This window comes from Sphingomonas sp. P4_G2 (genome assembly GCF_056401155.1).
On sequence record NZ_JBFUJY010000003.1, the window covers coordinates 107212 to 120937 of the forward strand.

At 66.5% G+C, this 13726-nt stretch carries 15 protein-coding genes; 8 read left to right on the forward strand and 7 right to left on the reverse strand.

The features are described from left to right. Complete coding sequence (locus AC1DRD_RS10020; protein WP_478032458.1) at positions 1-615, forward strand: class I SAM-dependent methyltransferase; 615 nt, start codon at positions 1-3, stop codon at positions 613-615. Between the two features lie 42 nt (positions 616-657). Here the strand turns inward: AC1DRD_RS10020 and AC1DRD_RS10025 are convergent, their stop codons facing one another. Both AC1DRD_RS10025 and AC1DRD_RS10030 read right to left on the reverse strand, forming a co-directional pair. Further along, a complete protein-coding gene (locus AC1DRD_RS10025; protein WP_478041278.1) occupies positions 658-1074 on the reverse strand; it encodes a GFA family protein in 417 nt (138 codons plus the stop codon). Next, positions 1071-2234, reverse strand: coding sequence for a phospholipase D-like domain-containing protein (locus AC1DRD_RS10030; protein ID WP_478041279.1), 1164 nt, complete (start codon positions 2232-2234; stop codon positions 1071-1073). The genes AC1DRD_RS10025 and AC1DRD_RS10030 overlap by 4 nt, the downstream gene beginning before the upstream one ends. Positions 2235-2390: 156 nt before the next feature. Between AC1DRD_RS10030 and rpoZ the strand changes: the two genes are divergently transcribed. Beyond that, positions 2391-2735, forward strand: a complete 345-nt coding sequence (gene rpoZ / locus AC1DRD_RS10035; RefSeq protein ID WP_066584135.1) for a DNA-directed RNA polymerase subunit omega — start codon at positions 2391-2393, stop codon at positions 2733-2735. A gap of 122 nt (positions 2736-2857) precedes the next feature. On the opposite strand, the gene AC1DRD_RS10040 is transcribed toward rpoZ, so the two are convergent. After that, positions 2858-4018 (reverse strand): aminotransferase, encoded by a 1161-nt coding sequence (locus AC1DRD_RS10040; RefSeq protein ID WP_478041280.1) that lies wholly within the window; start codon positions 4016-4018, stop codon positions 2858-2860. 115 nt (positions 4019-4133) lie between these two features. Here AC1DRD_RS10040 and AC1DRD_RS10045 point away from each other — a divergent pair, with 115 nt between their 5' ends. From AC1DRD_RS10045 to AC1DRD_RS10065, 5 genes are all read left to right on the forward strand, one after another. Then, complete coding sequence (locus AC1DRD_RS10045; protein ID WP_478041281.1) at positions 4134-5207, forward strand: type III polyketide synthase; 1074 nt, start codon at positions 4134-4136, stop codon at positions 5205-5207. Continuing rightward, positions 5204-5893, forward strand: coding sequence for a methyltransferase domain-containing protein (locus AC1DRD_RS10050; RefSeq protein WP_478041282.1), 690 nt, complete (start codon positions 5204-5206; stop codon positions 5891-5893). Before AC1DRD_RS10045 ends, AC1DRD_RS10050 begins: the two co-directional genes overlap by 4 nt. Then, complete coding sequence (locus AC1DRD_RS10055) at positions 5872-6978, forward strand: NAD(P)/FAD-dependent oxidoreductase (RefSeq protein ID WP_478041283.1); 1107 nt, start codon at positions 5872-5874, stop codon at positions 6976-6978. Before AC1DRD_RS10050 ends, AC1DRD_RS10055 begins: the two co-directional genes overlap by 22 nt. Before the next feature lie 25 nt (positions 6979-7003). Beyond that, positions 7004-7402, forward strand: coding sequence for a peptide-methionine (R)-S-oxide reductase MsrB (msrB, locus tag AC1DRD_RS10060; RefSeq protein WP_478032449.1), 399 nt, complete (start codon positions 7004-7006; stop codon positions 7400-7402). Between the two features lie 71 nt (positions 7403-7473). Then, on the forward strand, positions 7474-9621 hold the full coding sequence (locus AC1DRD_RS10065) for a transglycosylase domain-containing protein (protein WP_478041284.1): 2148 nt from the start codon (positions 7474-7476) through the stop codon (positions 9619-9621). Here AC1DRD_RS10065 and AC1DRD_RS10070 read toward each other — a convergent pair. From AC1DRD_RS10070 to AC1DRD_RS10080, 3 genes are read right to left on the reverse strand one after another with little or no spacing between them, the layout of a single operon-like run. Next, positions 9597-10226 (reverse strand): M48 family metallopeptidase, encoded by a 630-nt coding sequence (locus AC1DRD_RS10070; RefSeq protein WP_478032548.1) that lies wholly within the window; start codon positions 10224-10226, stop codon positions 9597-9599. The two genes, AC1DRD_RS10065 and AC1DRD_RS10070, sit on opposite strands and share 25 nt — an antisense overlap. Positions 10227-10267: 41 nt before the next feature. Beyond that, complete coding sequence (locus AC1DRD_RS10075; RefSeq protein WP_066819991.1) at positions 10268-10705, reverse strand: YcgN family cysteine cluster protein; 438 nt, start codon at positions 10703-10705, stop codon at positions 10268-10270. Further along, entirely contained in the window at positions 10702-11292 is a 591-nt protein-coding gene (locus AC1DRD_RS10080) for an SCO family protein (RefSeq protein ID WP_478032445.1), read from the reverse strand. Before AC1DRD_RS10080 ends, AC1DRD_RS10075 begins: the two co-directional genes overlap by 4 nt. A gap of 73 nt (positions 11293-11365) precedes the next feature. On the opposite strand from AC1DRD_RS10080, the gene AC1DRD_RS10085 reads away from it, so the two are divergent. Continuing rightward, the gene (locus tag AC1DRD_RS10085) at positions 11366-11977 is read left to right on the forward strand and encodes an ankyrin repeat domain-containing protein (RefSeq protein WP_478032444.1); all 612 of its coding nucleotides are present in this window, start codon (positions 11366-11368) and stop codon (positions 11975-11977) included. 168 nt (positions 11978-12145) lie between these two features. Here AC1DRD_RS10085 and AC1DRD_RS10090 read toward each other — a convergent pair whose 3' ends face one another. Beyond that, positions 12146-13714: a lipopolysaccharide biosynthesis protein gene (locus AC1DRD_RS10090; protein ID WP_478032443.1), complete on the reverse strand. Its 1569-nt coding sequence runs from the start codon at positions 13712-13714 to the stop codon at positions 12146-12148. Between the last annotated feature and the right edge of the window lie 12 nt (positions 13715-13726).

The following is a 13726-nucleotide window of genomic DNA, read 5'->3' on the forward strand; positions in this document are numbered from 1 at the left end:
ATGTCCCAGCCCCGCTTCGCTCTCGACAATGCGGAGACGCGCGCGCGCAAGCTCCCCTCTCCCTGGGCAATGTTCCTCAGCGGGTTCTTCAAACGGCCCGTGATGGTCGGCTCGATCATCGCCTCGTCCAAGGCGCAGATCAACGCGATGCTCAAGGTGCCCGACTGGCCCAAGGTCAAATTGTTCGTCGAATATGGCCCCGGCGTCGGCACGTTCAGCCAGGCGATTCTCGACCGCCTGCCGGCCGACGGCACCTATATCGCGATCGATACCAATCCGGACTTTATCGACTATCTCCGGATCAAGTTCACCGATTCGCGCTTCATCCCGGTCCATGGTTCGGCCGCCGACGTCGAAAAGATCATCGCCGAACACGGCTTCGAACAAGCCGATTACGTGCTGTCGGGCCTGCCCTTCTCGACCTTGCCCAAGGGTGTCGCCCCCGCCATCGCCGCCGCGACGCACCGCGTGCTCAAGACCGGCGGCGCCTTCCTGGTCTATCAATTCCGTCCCAAGGTCCGCGACTTCCTCGAACCGCATTGGGACCGGATCGACTATTCGATCGAATGGTGGAACATCCCGCCCTCGCACAATTTCTTCGCGTGGAAGGACTAAGGGCGCGGCCTTCGCTTCTGACCGGCTGGTTCGCTGGCAACGTTAACGGCGCGCCGACGGATTGCCTTCGAAGCTGACGACATGGTCGGGCAGGTTCACCCAGCGATGCCCTTCGCTGGACCACACAGCCTGGTCGGGAATCACGAAATCAGGGTCGGCGAAGCCGCCATAGGCGACCCCAACCAGCGCCGGCATCCGTGCCGGGTACCAGAACAAATTGGACCCGCAGGCCTGGCAGAAGCGGAAATCGACCGCGAACCCGCTTGCCGAAGGGCGGACATAACTCGCCGCCTCGCCCTGCACGGCGACCTGGGCCCGATCGTAGAAGACCGCGACACTGAACGCGCTGCCGGTGCGGCGCTGGCATTGCTGGCAATGGCATAACGAGACTTTGCGCGGCTCGCCCGAGCAGGCGACGCTCAGCGCCCCGCAATGGCAGCTGGCGACCCGCTCGCTCATTTCCGCAATCGCCGCTCGGGTCCGAAATTGAGGCTCCGCGTGACGTTGTAGTCGAGCACGGTCATGACGAAGAACGCCGCCGCCTGCTTGATCCGCGTCCACCAGCCGGTGCGCGACTGGTAAAGCTCGGGCGTGATCCGCTCCGAGTCGGCGATCTCGCCATCGATATAGGCCCGGACATGAGCGGCGAACGCCTTGTCCTCGACGCGCAGCATCAGCTCGAGGTTCAGGAACAGGCTGCGAATGTCGTAATTGGCCGAGCCGATATAGACAGTGTCGTCGATCACGAAGAGCTTGGTGTGGAGCTTGGTCGGCTGATATTCGTAGATCTCGACGCCTTTCCTGAGCAGCCCCGCATAAGTGAAGCGCGACGCCCAGATCGCGGCGCCATGATCGTTCTTCGACGCCAGCACGACGCGCGCGACGCCGCGCATGCCGATCCGGTCGAGCCGGCGCAGCATTCCCGGGCTCGGCGCGAAATAGGCGCTGATCAGGTCGACCCGCATCGCGCGCTCGAGATCGGCGCGCATCGCCTTGGCCCAGGGCGAAGGCTTGCGCGTCGGGCCGCCGAACAGCCAGCGCGTCCCGCCATCGGGTTCGCTCCATTTCGCCAGCAACGCGCGCAGCGTTCGGAGCGGCGCCTGATCGTGCTTCGCCCAGCGATCGAGCGCATCGAAATAGCCGGTCAAATGCGCAGCCGAGGGGCCCTCGATATAGAAGCCGAGATCGCGCCAGGCTTGCTCTTCGTTGGTGCCGAAATAACTGTCCTGGATGTTGAACCCGCCGATGATCACCCGCGCCTCGTCGGCCAGAGCGAGCTTCTGGTGGTTGCGTAACAGATAGCGCCGCCCGAGCCGCGGCACGAAGCGGCAGACGTCGATCCCGGCATGTTTGAGCGGATCGAAGAAGCGGTGATTCTCGGCATGCTCGCTGCCCAGGCCATCGACGATCAGCTTGACCGCGACCCCGCGCGCCGCCGCCTCGATCAGTGCCTGGCGCACCCTCGCCCCGGCATCGTCGTCGACATAGATATAATAGAGGATCCGCAGCGATCGCTCGGCCCCGTCGATCAGGTCGAGCAATGCCGTCAGCCGCTCGGGCCCCTCGGTGATGAGTCGGAGCGTGTCGCCGTCGATCGTGAAGCTGGGTTCGCCGGCCATCGCGCCTCTATTGGAGCGCGACGCCGCGCGGGGCAAGCGCGCGGCTCGGTTCTCGACGGCAACAAGCGGAAAACCCGATTTTCTTGACTCTTCACGCGCCATTGCCCTAAGCGCCAAGGCTTCCCATCTTGGTGTTTTGCTGAAGGAAAGCGTTTCATGGCGCGCGTCACTGTCGAAGATTGCGTCGACAAGGTTTCGAACCGTTTCGATCTGGTGCTGTTCGCGGCCCAGCGCGCCCGCCAGATTTCGGGCGGCGCCGACCTCACCATCGATCGCGACCGCGATAAAAACCCGGTCGTGGCCTTGCGCGAAATCGCCGAGGAAACGGTGCGCCCCGATCATCTGCAGGACGCGGTGATCAGCGGCATGCAGAAGGTCCAGGTCGACGACGACGACACGCCGGACGAAATCGGCTCGCTGTCGCAGTCGGCCGAGGCCCTCCGCCTCACCGCCGCCGCGCCGCCGCGCAACCAGAATCTGGGTGGGGATTATGATGGCTGAGGCCAGGGATTAGCGTCAGCTAATCCCTGAACAAGCCGAAGCCTCGGCCGACGGACCGCACGGCCCGTCCCACGCTGCGGCTTTGCCTAGAGATAAGAGGCCTGCGGAGCGATCCGCGGGCCTTATTCTTGCCCAAGCGCCTTCCGGAACCCCGCCATCCGCTCGATCGCCGCGTCCAGCGTCGCATCGCTCTTGGCGAAGCACAGCCGCACGACATTGGTCACCGGGTCTGCGGCATAAAAGGCCGAGACCGGGATCGCCGCTACTCCCGCTTCGTCGAGCAGGCGGTTGCAGAAGGTGACGTCGTCGAGCGCGACGCCCGAGGCGGTCAGGTCGATCGAGATGAAATAGGTCGCCGCCGACGGCAAGGTGACATAGCCCGCCTCGCGCAATCCCGCCGCGAGCCGATCGCGCGAGCGCTGGAAGCCGGCGCGCTCCTTGTCGAACCAGGCCTTGTCCTTGCCGAGCCCATAAGCCGCGGCCCATTGCAGATTGGGGGGCGTCGTGAAGGTCAGGAACTGGTGCGCCTTGGCCAGGCCGCGCGCCAGGCCGGGCGCGGCGCACATCCAGCCGACTTTCCACCCGGTCAGCGCGAACATCTTGCCGGCCGAGCCGATCTTGACCGTGCGCTCGCGCATGCCGGGTTGGCCGATCAGCGGGACGTGGCGGGCGCCGTCGAACACCAATTCTTCCCACACCTCGTCGCAGATCGCGATCAGGTCGCGCTCGATGCAGAATCGCGCGATCACCGCGAGTTCCTCGGCGCCGATCATCGAAGCCGAAGGGTTGAGCGGGCTGTTGAGCACCAGCAGCCGGGTCTTGGGCGACCACGCGCCTTCCAGCATGTCGGCAGTGACGCGCCAGTCGGGCGGACTCAGCCGGACCAACTTCGCCACGCCGCCGCCGCGTTCGACCAGCGGGAGATAGGCGTCGTAGAGCGGCTGAAACAGGATCACTTCGTCGCCCGGCGAGACCAGGGCGAGCAACGCCGCGGCGATCGCCTCGGTCGCGCCTGAGGTGACCACCACCTCGTCGGGCGACAGATCGAGCCCCTGATGCTCGGCATAATGCGCGGCGATTGCCTGGCGCAGTTCGGGCACGCCGATCATCGGCGGATATTGGTTCGATTTCTCGACCAGCGCTTTCGCCGCTGCGTCGATGATATCGGCCGGCCCCTGCGCCTCTGGAAACCCCTGGCCCAGGTTGATCGCCCCGGTCGCCCGTGCGCGCGCTGACATGGCTTCGAAGATTGTCGTGCCCATGCTGGCGTAAATCGGGTTCATGCGAGCCTGATAGCGGCGCAGCGCAGGCGGAGCAAAACTCCACGGCATCTGTTAATGTGGCGTACAGGTTACGAGGCACTAACCCGGTGTCCCTTGCCCCGAAAGGTCGCCAATCGTGCCCGGCAACGTCTATCTCAACGCAATCGGCACCGCGGTGCCGGATCATGAAGCGCATAGCGCGTTCATCGGTTGGGCTCAGCCCAAGATCGCCGACCCGCGCCTGGCCAAATTGTTCGGCCGGATGGTCGCGCGGTCGGGGATCGAGCATCGCTGGACCGTGCTGCCGCGCGCCGACGATGGCGGATCGCCGATCGGCCCGGGCGGGTTCTACGAAGGCGGTTTCATGCCCGGCACCGATGCCCGGATGCGCATCTATGCCGAGGCCGCGCCGACGCTGAGCCTGGCAGCGATCGATCGGCTCGCCGACCAGGTCGAGATCGACCGCATCACGCATCTGGTGGTCGCGAGCTGCACCGGCTTCGTCGCGCCGGGCGTCGATCAGGTGGTCGCGCGCCGGCTCGGCCTGGCGCCGTCGGTCGAGCGGCTGCTGGTCGGGTTCATGGGCTGCTACGCCGCTGTCGCCGCGTTGCGCAGCGCGCGCCACATCGTGCGGTCCGAACCCGGCGCGCGCGTGCTGGTGGTGTGCGTCGAACTCTGCTCCCTCCATCTCCAGGATACCGGCGAGATCGAAAAGCTGCTGGCGATGCTCCAGTTCGGCGACGGCGCGGGCGCCGCGCTGGTGACGAGCGATGCCGCCGGCTTCGAACTCGAGACGCCGTTCGCCACCACGCTCCCCGATTCGGATCGACTGATCCGCTGGGACATCACCGACAAGGGGTTCGAGATGCATTTGTCGGGCGAGGTCCCGCAACGCATCGCGCAAGGACTCGCCGATCCCGACTTCGCCGCCGCCGCGCTCGGCGGGCGCGATGTCGAGGCGATCGACGGCTGGGCAGTGCATGCCGGCGGACGCTCGATCTTAGACGCGGTCGAGACCGCTTATCATCTGCCGCAAGGCGCACTCTGGGCATCGCGCGAGACGCTGCACGATTATGGCAACATGTCCTCGGCGACCTTGATGTTCGCGCTCGGCAAGATGCTCAAGGGGCCGCGCATCGATCAGGGCATCGCGCTGGCGTTCGGGCCGGGGCTGGCGGCCGAAGGATTCGGGTTCCGGAGCGCGGCGTGAGCCTGAACCAACGCGCCATCGCCGATGAGCTGATGGACGCCGACGACCTCGACGCGGCGACCTATGCCGCGGTCGTGGGCGATCTCGCCAAGGTCAATGTCGTGACGATGGCGGCGCGGCCGACCCTGTCGTTCGTCGAGCGCGCGCTCAAGGGACGCACGGCGTTCAAATTGCTCGATGTCGGGTTCGGCGACGGCGACATGCTGCGCACGATCGCGCGCTGGGCAACGAAGCGCGGGATCGCGGCCGAGCTGGTCGGCGTCGACCTCAATCCGCGCAGCGAAGCGGCGGCGCGGCAGCATAGCGCGCCCGACACGAGGATCCGCTGGATCACCGGCGATTATGCCGACCTCGCCGGCCAGGGCTGGGACATGGTGATTTCCAGCCTGGTCGCGCACCACATGACGCACGACCAGCTGGTCGCTTTCCTGCGCTTCATGCAGGCCGAGGCGCGGATGGGATGGCTGGTCAACGACCTCCACCGCCACGGTTTCGCGCATTGGGGATTCCCGATCCTCGCCCGTACCTTCGGCTGGCACCGTATCGTCCGGCTCGACGGCACCTTGTCGATCGCGCGGTCGTATCGTCCCGCGGAATGGCCGCCGATCCTGGCCGAGGCCGGCATCACCGCCGCGCGCGTCTATCGCGCTTTCCCCTTTCGACTGTGCGTCGAACGCCTGCGCTGATCGTCGGCGGCGGACCGGCCGGCGCGGTGGCGGCGTTGCTGCTGGCGCGGGCCGGCGCGCCGCATCTGCTGATCGAGCGCAACGCCGAGACCGGCGATGCCTTGTGCGGCGGCTTCCTGAGCTGGCGGACGCTCGAGGCGCTCGATCGGCTCGGCATCCGGCGCGAGGCGCTCAACCGCGACGAGATCCGCCGGCTGCGGCTGTTTGCCGGCGCGCGTCAGGCCGAGGCATGGCTGCCGCGCCCGGCGCTCGCGGTGTCGCGCCGGCGGCTCGATACCTTACTGCTCGATCATGCGATCACCGCCGGTGCGGCGGTCGAGCGCGGCGTCGCGGTACGTGCGCTCGAAGGAGATTACCTGCGTCTGGCCGACGACAGCGAAATCGCCGCCGATGCCTTGTTCCTCGCCACGGGCAAGCACGATTTGCGCGGGCTGGCACGTGGTGCCGAGCGCGGCCAGGACCCGACTTTGGGCCTGCGCGTCCGGCTGGGGCCGAGCGGCGCGCTCGACCGGATGGTTGGCGATACGATCGAGCTGCATCTGTTCGATCGCGGCTATGCCGGGATCGCACGGCAGGAGGACGGCACGGTCAATCTGTGCATGGCGGTGCACCGGTCGCGGCTGAGCGCGGCGGGATCGCGCGATCAACTGCTCGCCGCGCTGGCGATCGAATCGCCGCGGCTGGGCGAGCGCTTGGCCCATCGCGCCAGCGCGGCGTCGATCGACGCGGTCGCCAACGTCCCTTATGGCTGGCGCGCAGTGAACGGTACGGCCGGGCTGTTCCGGCTCGGTGATCAGGCGGCGTGCATTCCCAGCCTGGCGGGCGAAGGCATGGGAATCGCGATCGAAAGCGGTGCGCGGGCGGCGTCCGAGTATCTGCGCCATGGCCCGGCCGGCGCGATCGCCTATCGACAGCGGCTCGCCCGCGACCTGACGACGCCATTCGCCATCGCCAACCGCATCCGTGCCGCCGCCGAGCGGCCCGCCTGGGCGAGCGCGCTGACCGCGGCGGTCCGGCTGGCGCCGCAACTCGCCGGAATCGCCGCCCGGCTAACCCGGATCAACCACAAGCCGCTTGACGCATGATCGCAGCGTAACGATCTTCCAGCCCATGGAACATCTCTCGCTCTCCGAAACCGAATGGCGCAAGCGCCTGACCCCCGAGCAATATCATGTGCTGCGCGAGGCGGGGACCGAACGCGCCTTTGCCGGCATCTATAACGACAACAAGGCGGATGGCATCTATGACTGCGCGGCGTGCGGGCTCGATCTGTTCGACAGCACCGACAAATATGATTCGGGATCGGGCTGGCCGAGCTTCACCCAGCCGATCGCCGAGGATCACGTCACCAACCATAGCGACGTCAGCCATGGCATGACGCGCACCGAAACGCGCTGCGCACGGTGCGACAGCCATCTCGGTCATGTCTTCCCCGACGGGCCGCCGCCGACGGGCCTGCGCTATTGCATGAACTCGATCAGCCTCGATTTCCGCCCGCGTGCGGATTGATTGGCGCGGCGAACCGCGTGAACCGGCGCTTGTCGACACTCGGTTAACCCTCTAAGCCCTCGCCCATAACGATGGCCAAGGCGTCCAAAATTGTCCCCCGCTGGCGCCGCTGGCTCGTGCTGGGCCTGCGCCTTACCGGCGTCGCCGCCTTGCTCGGGATCATTGCGCTCGTCGTCACCGTCTATGTGACCGAATCGCAGCTGCCGAGTTTCGACGAGCTGAAATCCTCGCCCAACGGCCAGATGATCCGGGTGCTGGCCGATGACGGCACCCCGATCGTCAGCCTGGGGCCGAGCTATGGCGAATGGCTGCCCTACGCCCAGATCCCGCAAGTGATGAAGGATGCGATGGTCGCGGTCGAGGATCGCCGCTTCCGCAACCATCCGGGCGTCGATCCGATCGGCGTGGCTCGTTCGTTCCAGGTGCGCGTCCAACAGGGGCATTGGACCCAGGGCGGGTCGACGATCACCCAGCAGCTGGCGCGCAACATCTTCCTGTCGTCGACCAAGAAGTTCGGCCGCAAGGCGCGCGAGATGGTGCTGGCACTGGCGCTGGAGCGCAAATTCTCCAAGGACCAGGTGCTCGAACTCTATCTCAACAAGGTCTATTTCGGCGGCGGCGCGTACGGCATCGACGCCGCCAGCCGCAAATTCTTCGGCCATGGCGCCGGCCAATTGACCCTGGGCGAAGCGGCGATCATCGCCGGATTGGTCAAGGCGCCGTCGCATTATTCGCCCACCGCCGATGCCCAGGCCGCGGTCGACCGCGCCGGCGTGGTGATCGGCCTGATGAAGGAAACCGGCAAGATCTCGGCCGCCGAAGCCGCCGCGGTCGATCCCAAGACGGTCAAGCTCGCGCCCGAGCCCAATCAGAACAGTGTGCGCTATTTCACCGACTGGGCGCTGCCCCAGCTCGAAAATCTGATCGACGAGCCGACGCGCCCGCTCGAAGTGTGGACGACGATCGACATCCGCATGCAGAAAGCGGCCGATGCCGCGATCGCCGGCTACGCCCCCGGCAACGCGCAAGGCGCGCTGATCAGCCTCGATCGCGATGGCGCGGTGCGCGCGATGGTCGGCGGCAAGGATTATGTCACGTCGAACTATAATCGCGGCGTGACCGCGCTGCGCCAGCCGGGATCGTCGTTCAAATTGTTCGTCTATCTGGCGGCGCTCGAGGCGGGGCATCGGCCGAGCGACCGCGTGGTCGACGAGCCGGTGACGATCAACGGCTGGAGCCCGCGCAATTCGTCGGGCCGCAATGCCGGCGAAATGGATATCCGCACGGCGTTTGCGTATTCGGTCAACACCGTGGCGGCCAAGATCGGCCAGGAAGTCGGCTTTTCGACCGTCGCCGACATGGCGCGCCGCTTCGGCATCTCGACCCCGATCTCGACCGTGCCGTCGATGGTGCTGGGATCGAACGACGTCCGCCTGATCGACATGACTCGCGCCTTTGCCAGCGTCGGCAACAAGGGCGTGGCGGTGACCCCCTACGGGATCACCAAGGTCACCTCGATGGGCGAGACGATCTACAACCACGAAGTCGACCGCAGCCACGTGCTGGTCGCGCCCTATGTCGCCGCCGAGATGACCGACCTGTTGCAGACCGCGGTCGCCACCGGCACCGGCAAGGCGGCGCAGATCGGGCGTCCGGTCGCTGGCAAGACCGGGACGACGAGCTCGAACAAGGACGGCTGGTTCCTGGGCTTTTCCTCGGGCCTGACGACCGGCGTGTGGATGGGCCGCGACGACGCCAAGTCTATTCCTGGCCTTCAGGGCGGCACCTTGCCCGCGCGCGCCTTTGCGGCGTTCATGAAGGTCGCCACCGCCGGCCGCCCGGTCGAAGCGTTCGACACCCAGGTGACCTTGCCCGAATGGCAGCTCGACAACGAAAGCGACTTCGGTCAGCCCGACAACGGCTTGTTCGTCGACCCCGACGGCAATCCCATTCCACCCGACCAGATCGCTCCCGATGCGCCAATCGGGGGGGGTGACGCGGGCGAGCCGCCGCAGAGTGAAAATGACCCGCCGCAGACTGCGCCCGACGCCGCCGACGATGGTGCGCAACGGCCCGACGATCGGCTCGACCGCAAATGGATCGATCGCATGACCGGCGGCTCGGGCACCGATCCGAACCGGCCCAAACGTGTCGTTCCGAACGGATCGGCCCCGGCCGATCGCCCGCGTGAGGTTCAGCCGCCCCGCCCGACCCAGTGAAGCGTCGCGCCGTGGCGCCGTAACCAGGCGCGCGCCGGTGCGGGATCTGCCTCAAGCAATTGCCGGTAGGCGGCGTGGAACGCCGGCGAATGGTCCATATGCAGCCGATGCGCGACTTCGTGCGCGACGGTCGAGCGGCGGACATAAGGCGGCGCGCAGATCAGCCGCCAGCTATAGCGGATCGCGCCGGTCGAGGCGCAGCTGCCCCAGCGGCCTTTCGGGTCGGCGACGGTAACGCGGCTGACGGTGACGCCAGCCTTGGCCGCGAATTCGGCGGTTTCTTCGGTCAGGACGGCGAGCGCGCGACGCTTGAGCCAGGCCTCGATCCTACGTGACAGGCCTTCAATCGGCCCGCCGCAAACCAGCCGTCCGTCGATCAGCGCGACGGTACGCGACCGGTCAGGAGACCAGTCGACGGTCACCTCAACACCCTCGATCGGGATCTCCGCCCCCTGCAAGAACGGCCGCCCCTCGGGCAGTTTCGCCCGTTGCGCGTCGATCCAGCCGCGATGGTCATTGGCCCAGGCCATTGCCTGTTTGAGCGAGGCGCGCGGGGGAATGGTCAGCCGCACGCGCCCGCTCGTCGGATCGACCGACAACCGCATCCGCCGGGCGCGGGCATGGCGGACGACGTCGAGATCGCCGGTCACAGCTTGCGATCGACCAGATGGAATTCGAGCTCGCCGGCATCGTCCTCGCTGACCGTCCAGCCGCGGGTCGATTCGCCGGCACGATGCACCGCCTCGCGATCGCCGCTGACGAGATAATGCCAGTCCGGCAGCTTCTCGCCATTGGCGCGCAGGCGATAGGCACAGGTCGAGGGCAGCCAGTCGGTGGTATAGACGTTCTTGACCGTCAGCCGCACGCAATCGGGTACATAGGCGCGGCGATTGCGGTAATCCTTGCACTGGCCGGCGCGGCGATCGAGCATCCGGCACGCGACATTGGTCGGATGGAGTTCGCCGGTCTCCTCATCCTCGAGCTTGTGGATGCAGCATTTGCCGCAGCCGTCGCACAACGCCTCCCATTGGCCGCGATCGAGCTCGGCCAATGTCTTGGTTTCCCAGAATCTGTCGGTCGTCACGGGTTGGTCTTCACCCAGCGCTTGATTTCATCGGCGGTCGCCTGCGCGCCCTGCTCGGTCGGCAGCAAGGCGAGCGGCTTGCCGCTGCTGTCCATCAGATAGGCGGCGTTGGAATGTTCGACCAGATAGCCGCCATTGGGGGTGGTCTTTCCCTTGGACGAGAACACGCCATATTCGGTCTTGATCGTGTCGATCGCCGCCGCGCTCCCGGTCATGCCGACGAAGCGCGGATAGAAAGCGCTGACGAATTGCTTGACCACCGCCGGCGTGTCGCGATCGGGATCGACCGTCACGAACACCGGCACCACCCTGGCCGACAGCGCGGCATCTTTCTTGTCGAGCAGCCGCATCGCCGCGCCGATCGTCTGCGCCGTGGTCGGGCAGACATCGGGGCAATAAGTGTATCCGAAATACATGATGCGATATTTGCCCGCGAACGCCTTCTCGGTGATCGCCCGGCCGTCCTGATCGATCAGCTGGAACGGGCCGCCGATCTTGGCGCCCGCCAGCGGGGGGTCGGCTGGGGCGGCGTTCGAGCAGGCGGCGAGCGCCAACAGCAGCGAAATCGGAAGCAAACGCAGGTTCATCGCAGCGCCAGCCTTGATCTTTTACGGGCGGCTACGCAAGTTGATCCCGACTTTTCGCGCAGGGCATTACATCATGATCGCACGTCTCTCCCGCATCGCGCTTGCCGGCGCGCTGGCCGTCACCGCCCTTCCCGCCGCGGCGCAGCTCGCCAGCGGCTCGCCCGGCTATCAATTCCTCGACGCGGTCAAGAACGACAAGGGCAACGACGTCGAATCGATCCTGGCCAAGCCGGGGTCGCGGATCATCGACACCCAGGACCCGTCGAGCGGCGAAGGCGCGCTGCACATCGTCGTGCGTCGCGACGATTCGCGGTACGTCTCCTATCTGCTGGCCAAGGGCGCCAATCCCAATATCAAGAACCGACAGGGCGATACCCCGCTCCTGCTCGCGGTCGATCGCGGTTATGGTGACCTGATCCCTCTCCTGCTCAAGGGCAAGGCCAACCCCAATCTGGCCGGCGACGGCGGCCAGACCCCATTGATCAAGGCAGTGTTGCGCCGCGACGAACAGATGGTGCGCGACCTGATCGAGGGCGGCGCCGATCCCGACAAGCGCGATTACATGGCGGGTAAATCGGCGCGCGATTACGCCAATGGCGATGCGCGCAGCCCCGGCATGATCAAGCTGTTCGCCGATTTGCCGGCAGCCCCCAAGCGCGGCGTGTCCGGCCCGACGCTCCGTTGAATCGAAACCGCGCCCAAAATCGTTTTGCGATCAGCTTTAACCGTCATGCCGGACTTGTTCCGGCATCCAACGTGCGACACCGGCTGGATTCCGTGGTGGAGAGTTGGACCCCGGCACAAGGCCGGGGTGACGATTCAGTTTGGCGGCATTTAACTCTAAAATCGCTGCTCAGGTAACCGATGCCGAGGCACCCGCCCCGGGCAGTTTCTTGAACAACGCCCGATCCTCGGGGCGGAATGCCCATTTCCACAGCACGAACAGATAGGTCACCAGGATCGCGGGCTCGCCGAGCGAGAGCTCGACCCATTCGTAGCTTTTGGGCAGCGAGGTGAACGCCGTCCCGACCAGGATGGTGACGGCCGCGGTCCCGAGCAGCGACCAGCGCCATCCCGCCACGCGCGCCTTCAACAGCCGGGCGAGGAAGTTGGACTTGATCACCGACCCGACGCTCAGCGCGATGAGCAAGGCGATCGCAACGCTCACTCCCTGGACCGAATCGCGCGTGCCGAATTCCGCTAGCACGGAATGGTCCCAGTCGATCGAGCGCATCACCGCGACCAGCGTGAAGCTCAGCACGATCTGAAGCACCAGCACGCCGATCGAGATCATCAGGTTGCGATGCCGCGCGATATAGACGAGCGCCGATTCGCACACCGCGCCGGTCGAAGCGAACACTTCCGCCCATAACAGGAAGGCAAGCGCGGCGGTGCCGGCGACGAATTGCTTGCCGACCAGCCCCATCACCGCCTCGCCCGGGATCGACCCCATCAGCGCCAGGCATGCCTGCAACGCCATGATCCAGAAACCGACCTGGCGCACCTGGTCGGCGATCGCCGCCTTGTCGTCGCGCGCCAGGCTGGTGGCGATGACCGGCCCGAGGATCGGGTCGAAGCTGGTCTTGAGCTTTTGCGGCAGCGAGGCGACCTGTTGCGCCATATAATAGATGCCGACGATCGCCGGTGGAAACAGCAGCCCCAGGATGAAACGGTCGACATTGCGCGTCGCCCATTCGATCGCGTCGGCGCCCGCCAGCGGCGCGTTACGCCGCGCCAGCGTCGCCACCCGCGCCACTTGCGGCGTCCAGCCATGCGGCAGGCCGTAGCTGCGGATCAGCGGGATCAACGACGCGATCATCGCCGCCACCATCGACAGCATATAGGCGAGCACCAGCCCGTCGCGCGCATTGACGAAGTAGAAGCCTAGTGCGGCGATCGAGATCGTCCACGGCTCGACCACCGCGCGCGCGGTGACGCTCGCCTTGATATTGTGACGATAGGCCAAAGCCGAGAGCGCGACGTCGGACCAGGCGCTGGCGACGATGATGCACGGCAATAGCCGCTCGATCAGGGTGATCTCGCCATGCGGGTACATCACGCGCGGCAAGGCGATCAGCACCGCGCCGGCAATGGTCGAGGCGAGCATCGCCACCGCCATCCCGTCCCACACGACATGCGGATGCGGGCGCTCGGTGGTGGCCAGCGCCTGGGCCAGCCCACGCTTCAACCCGAGCGTCGCGATCAACGCGGCGAGTTCGACCACCACCAGCGCGAGCGCGAACCGCCCGACCGCATCGGGTCCGTAGAGCCGTCCGGCGACGAACAGGAACGGCAAGCGTGCGACCAGCCGCAGCGCGAACCCGCCGATATTGGTCCGCCCGCCCTTGGCCAGCACGGCCAGGTCGTCGGCCGGGCCGGTAGGGGGCACGACCGGCGCGGCGGCGCGAGCGTCAGTCGACACGCGCCACCCCCT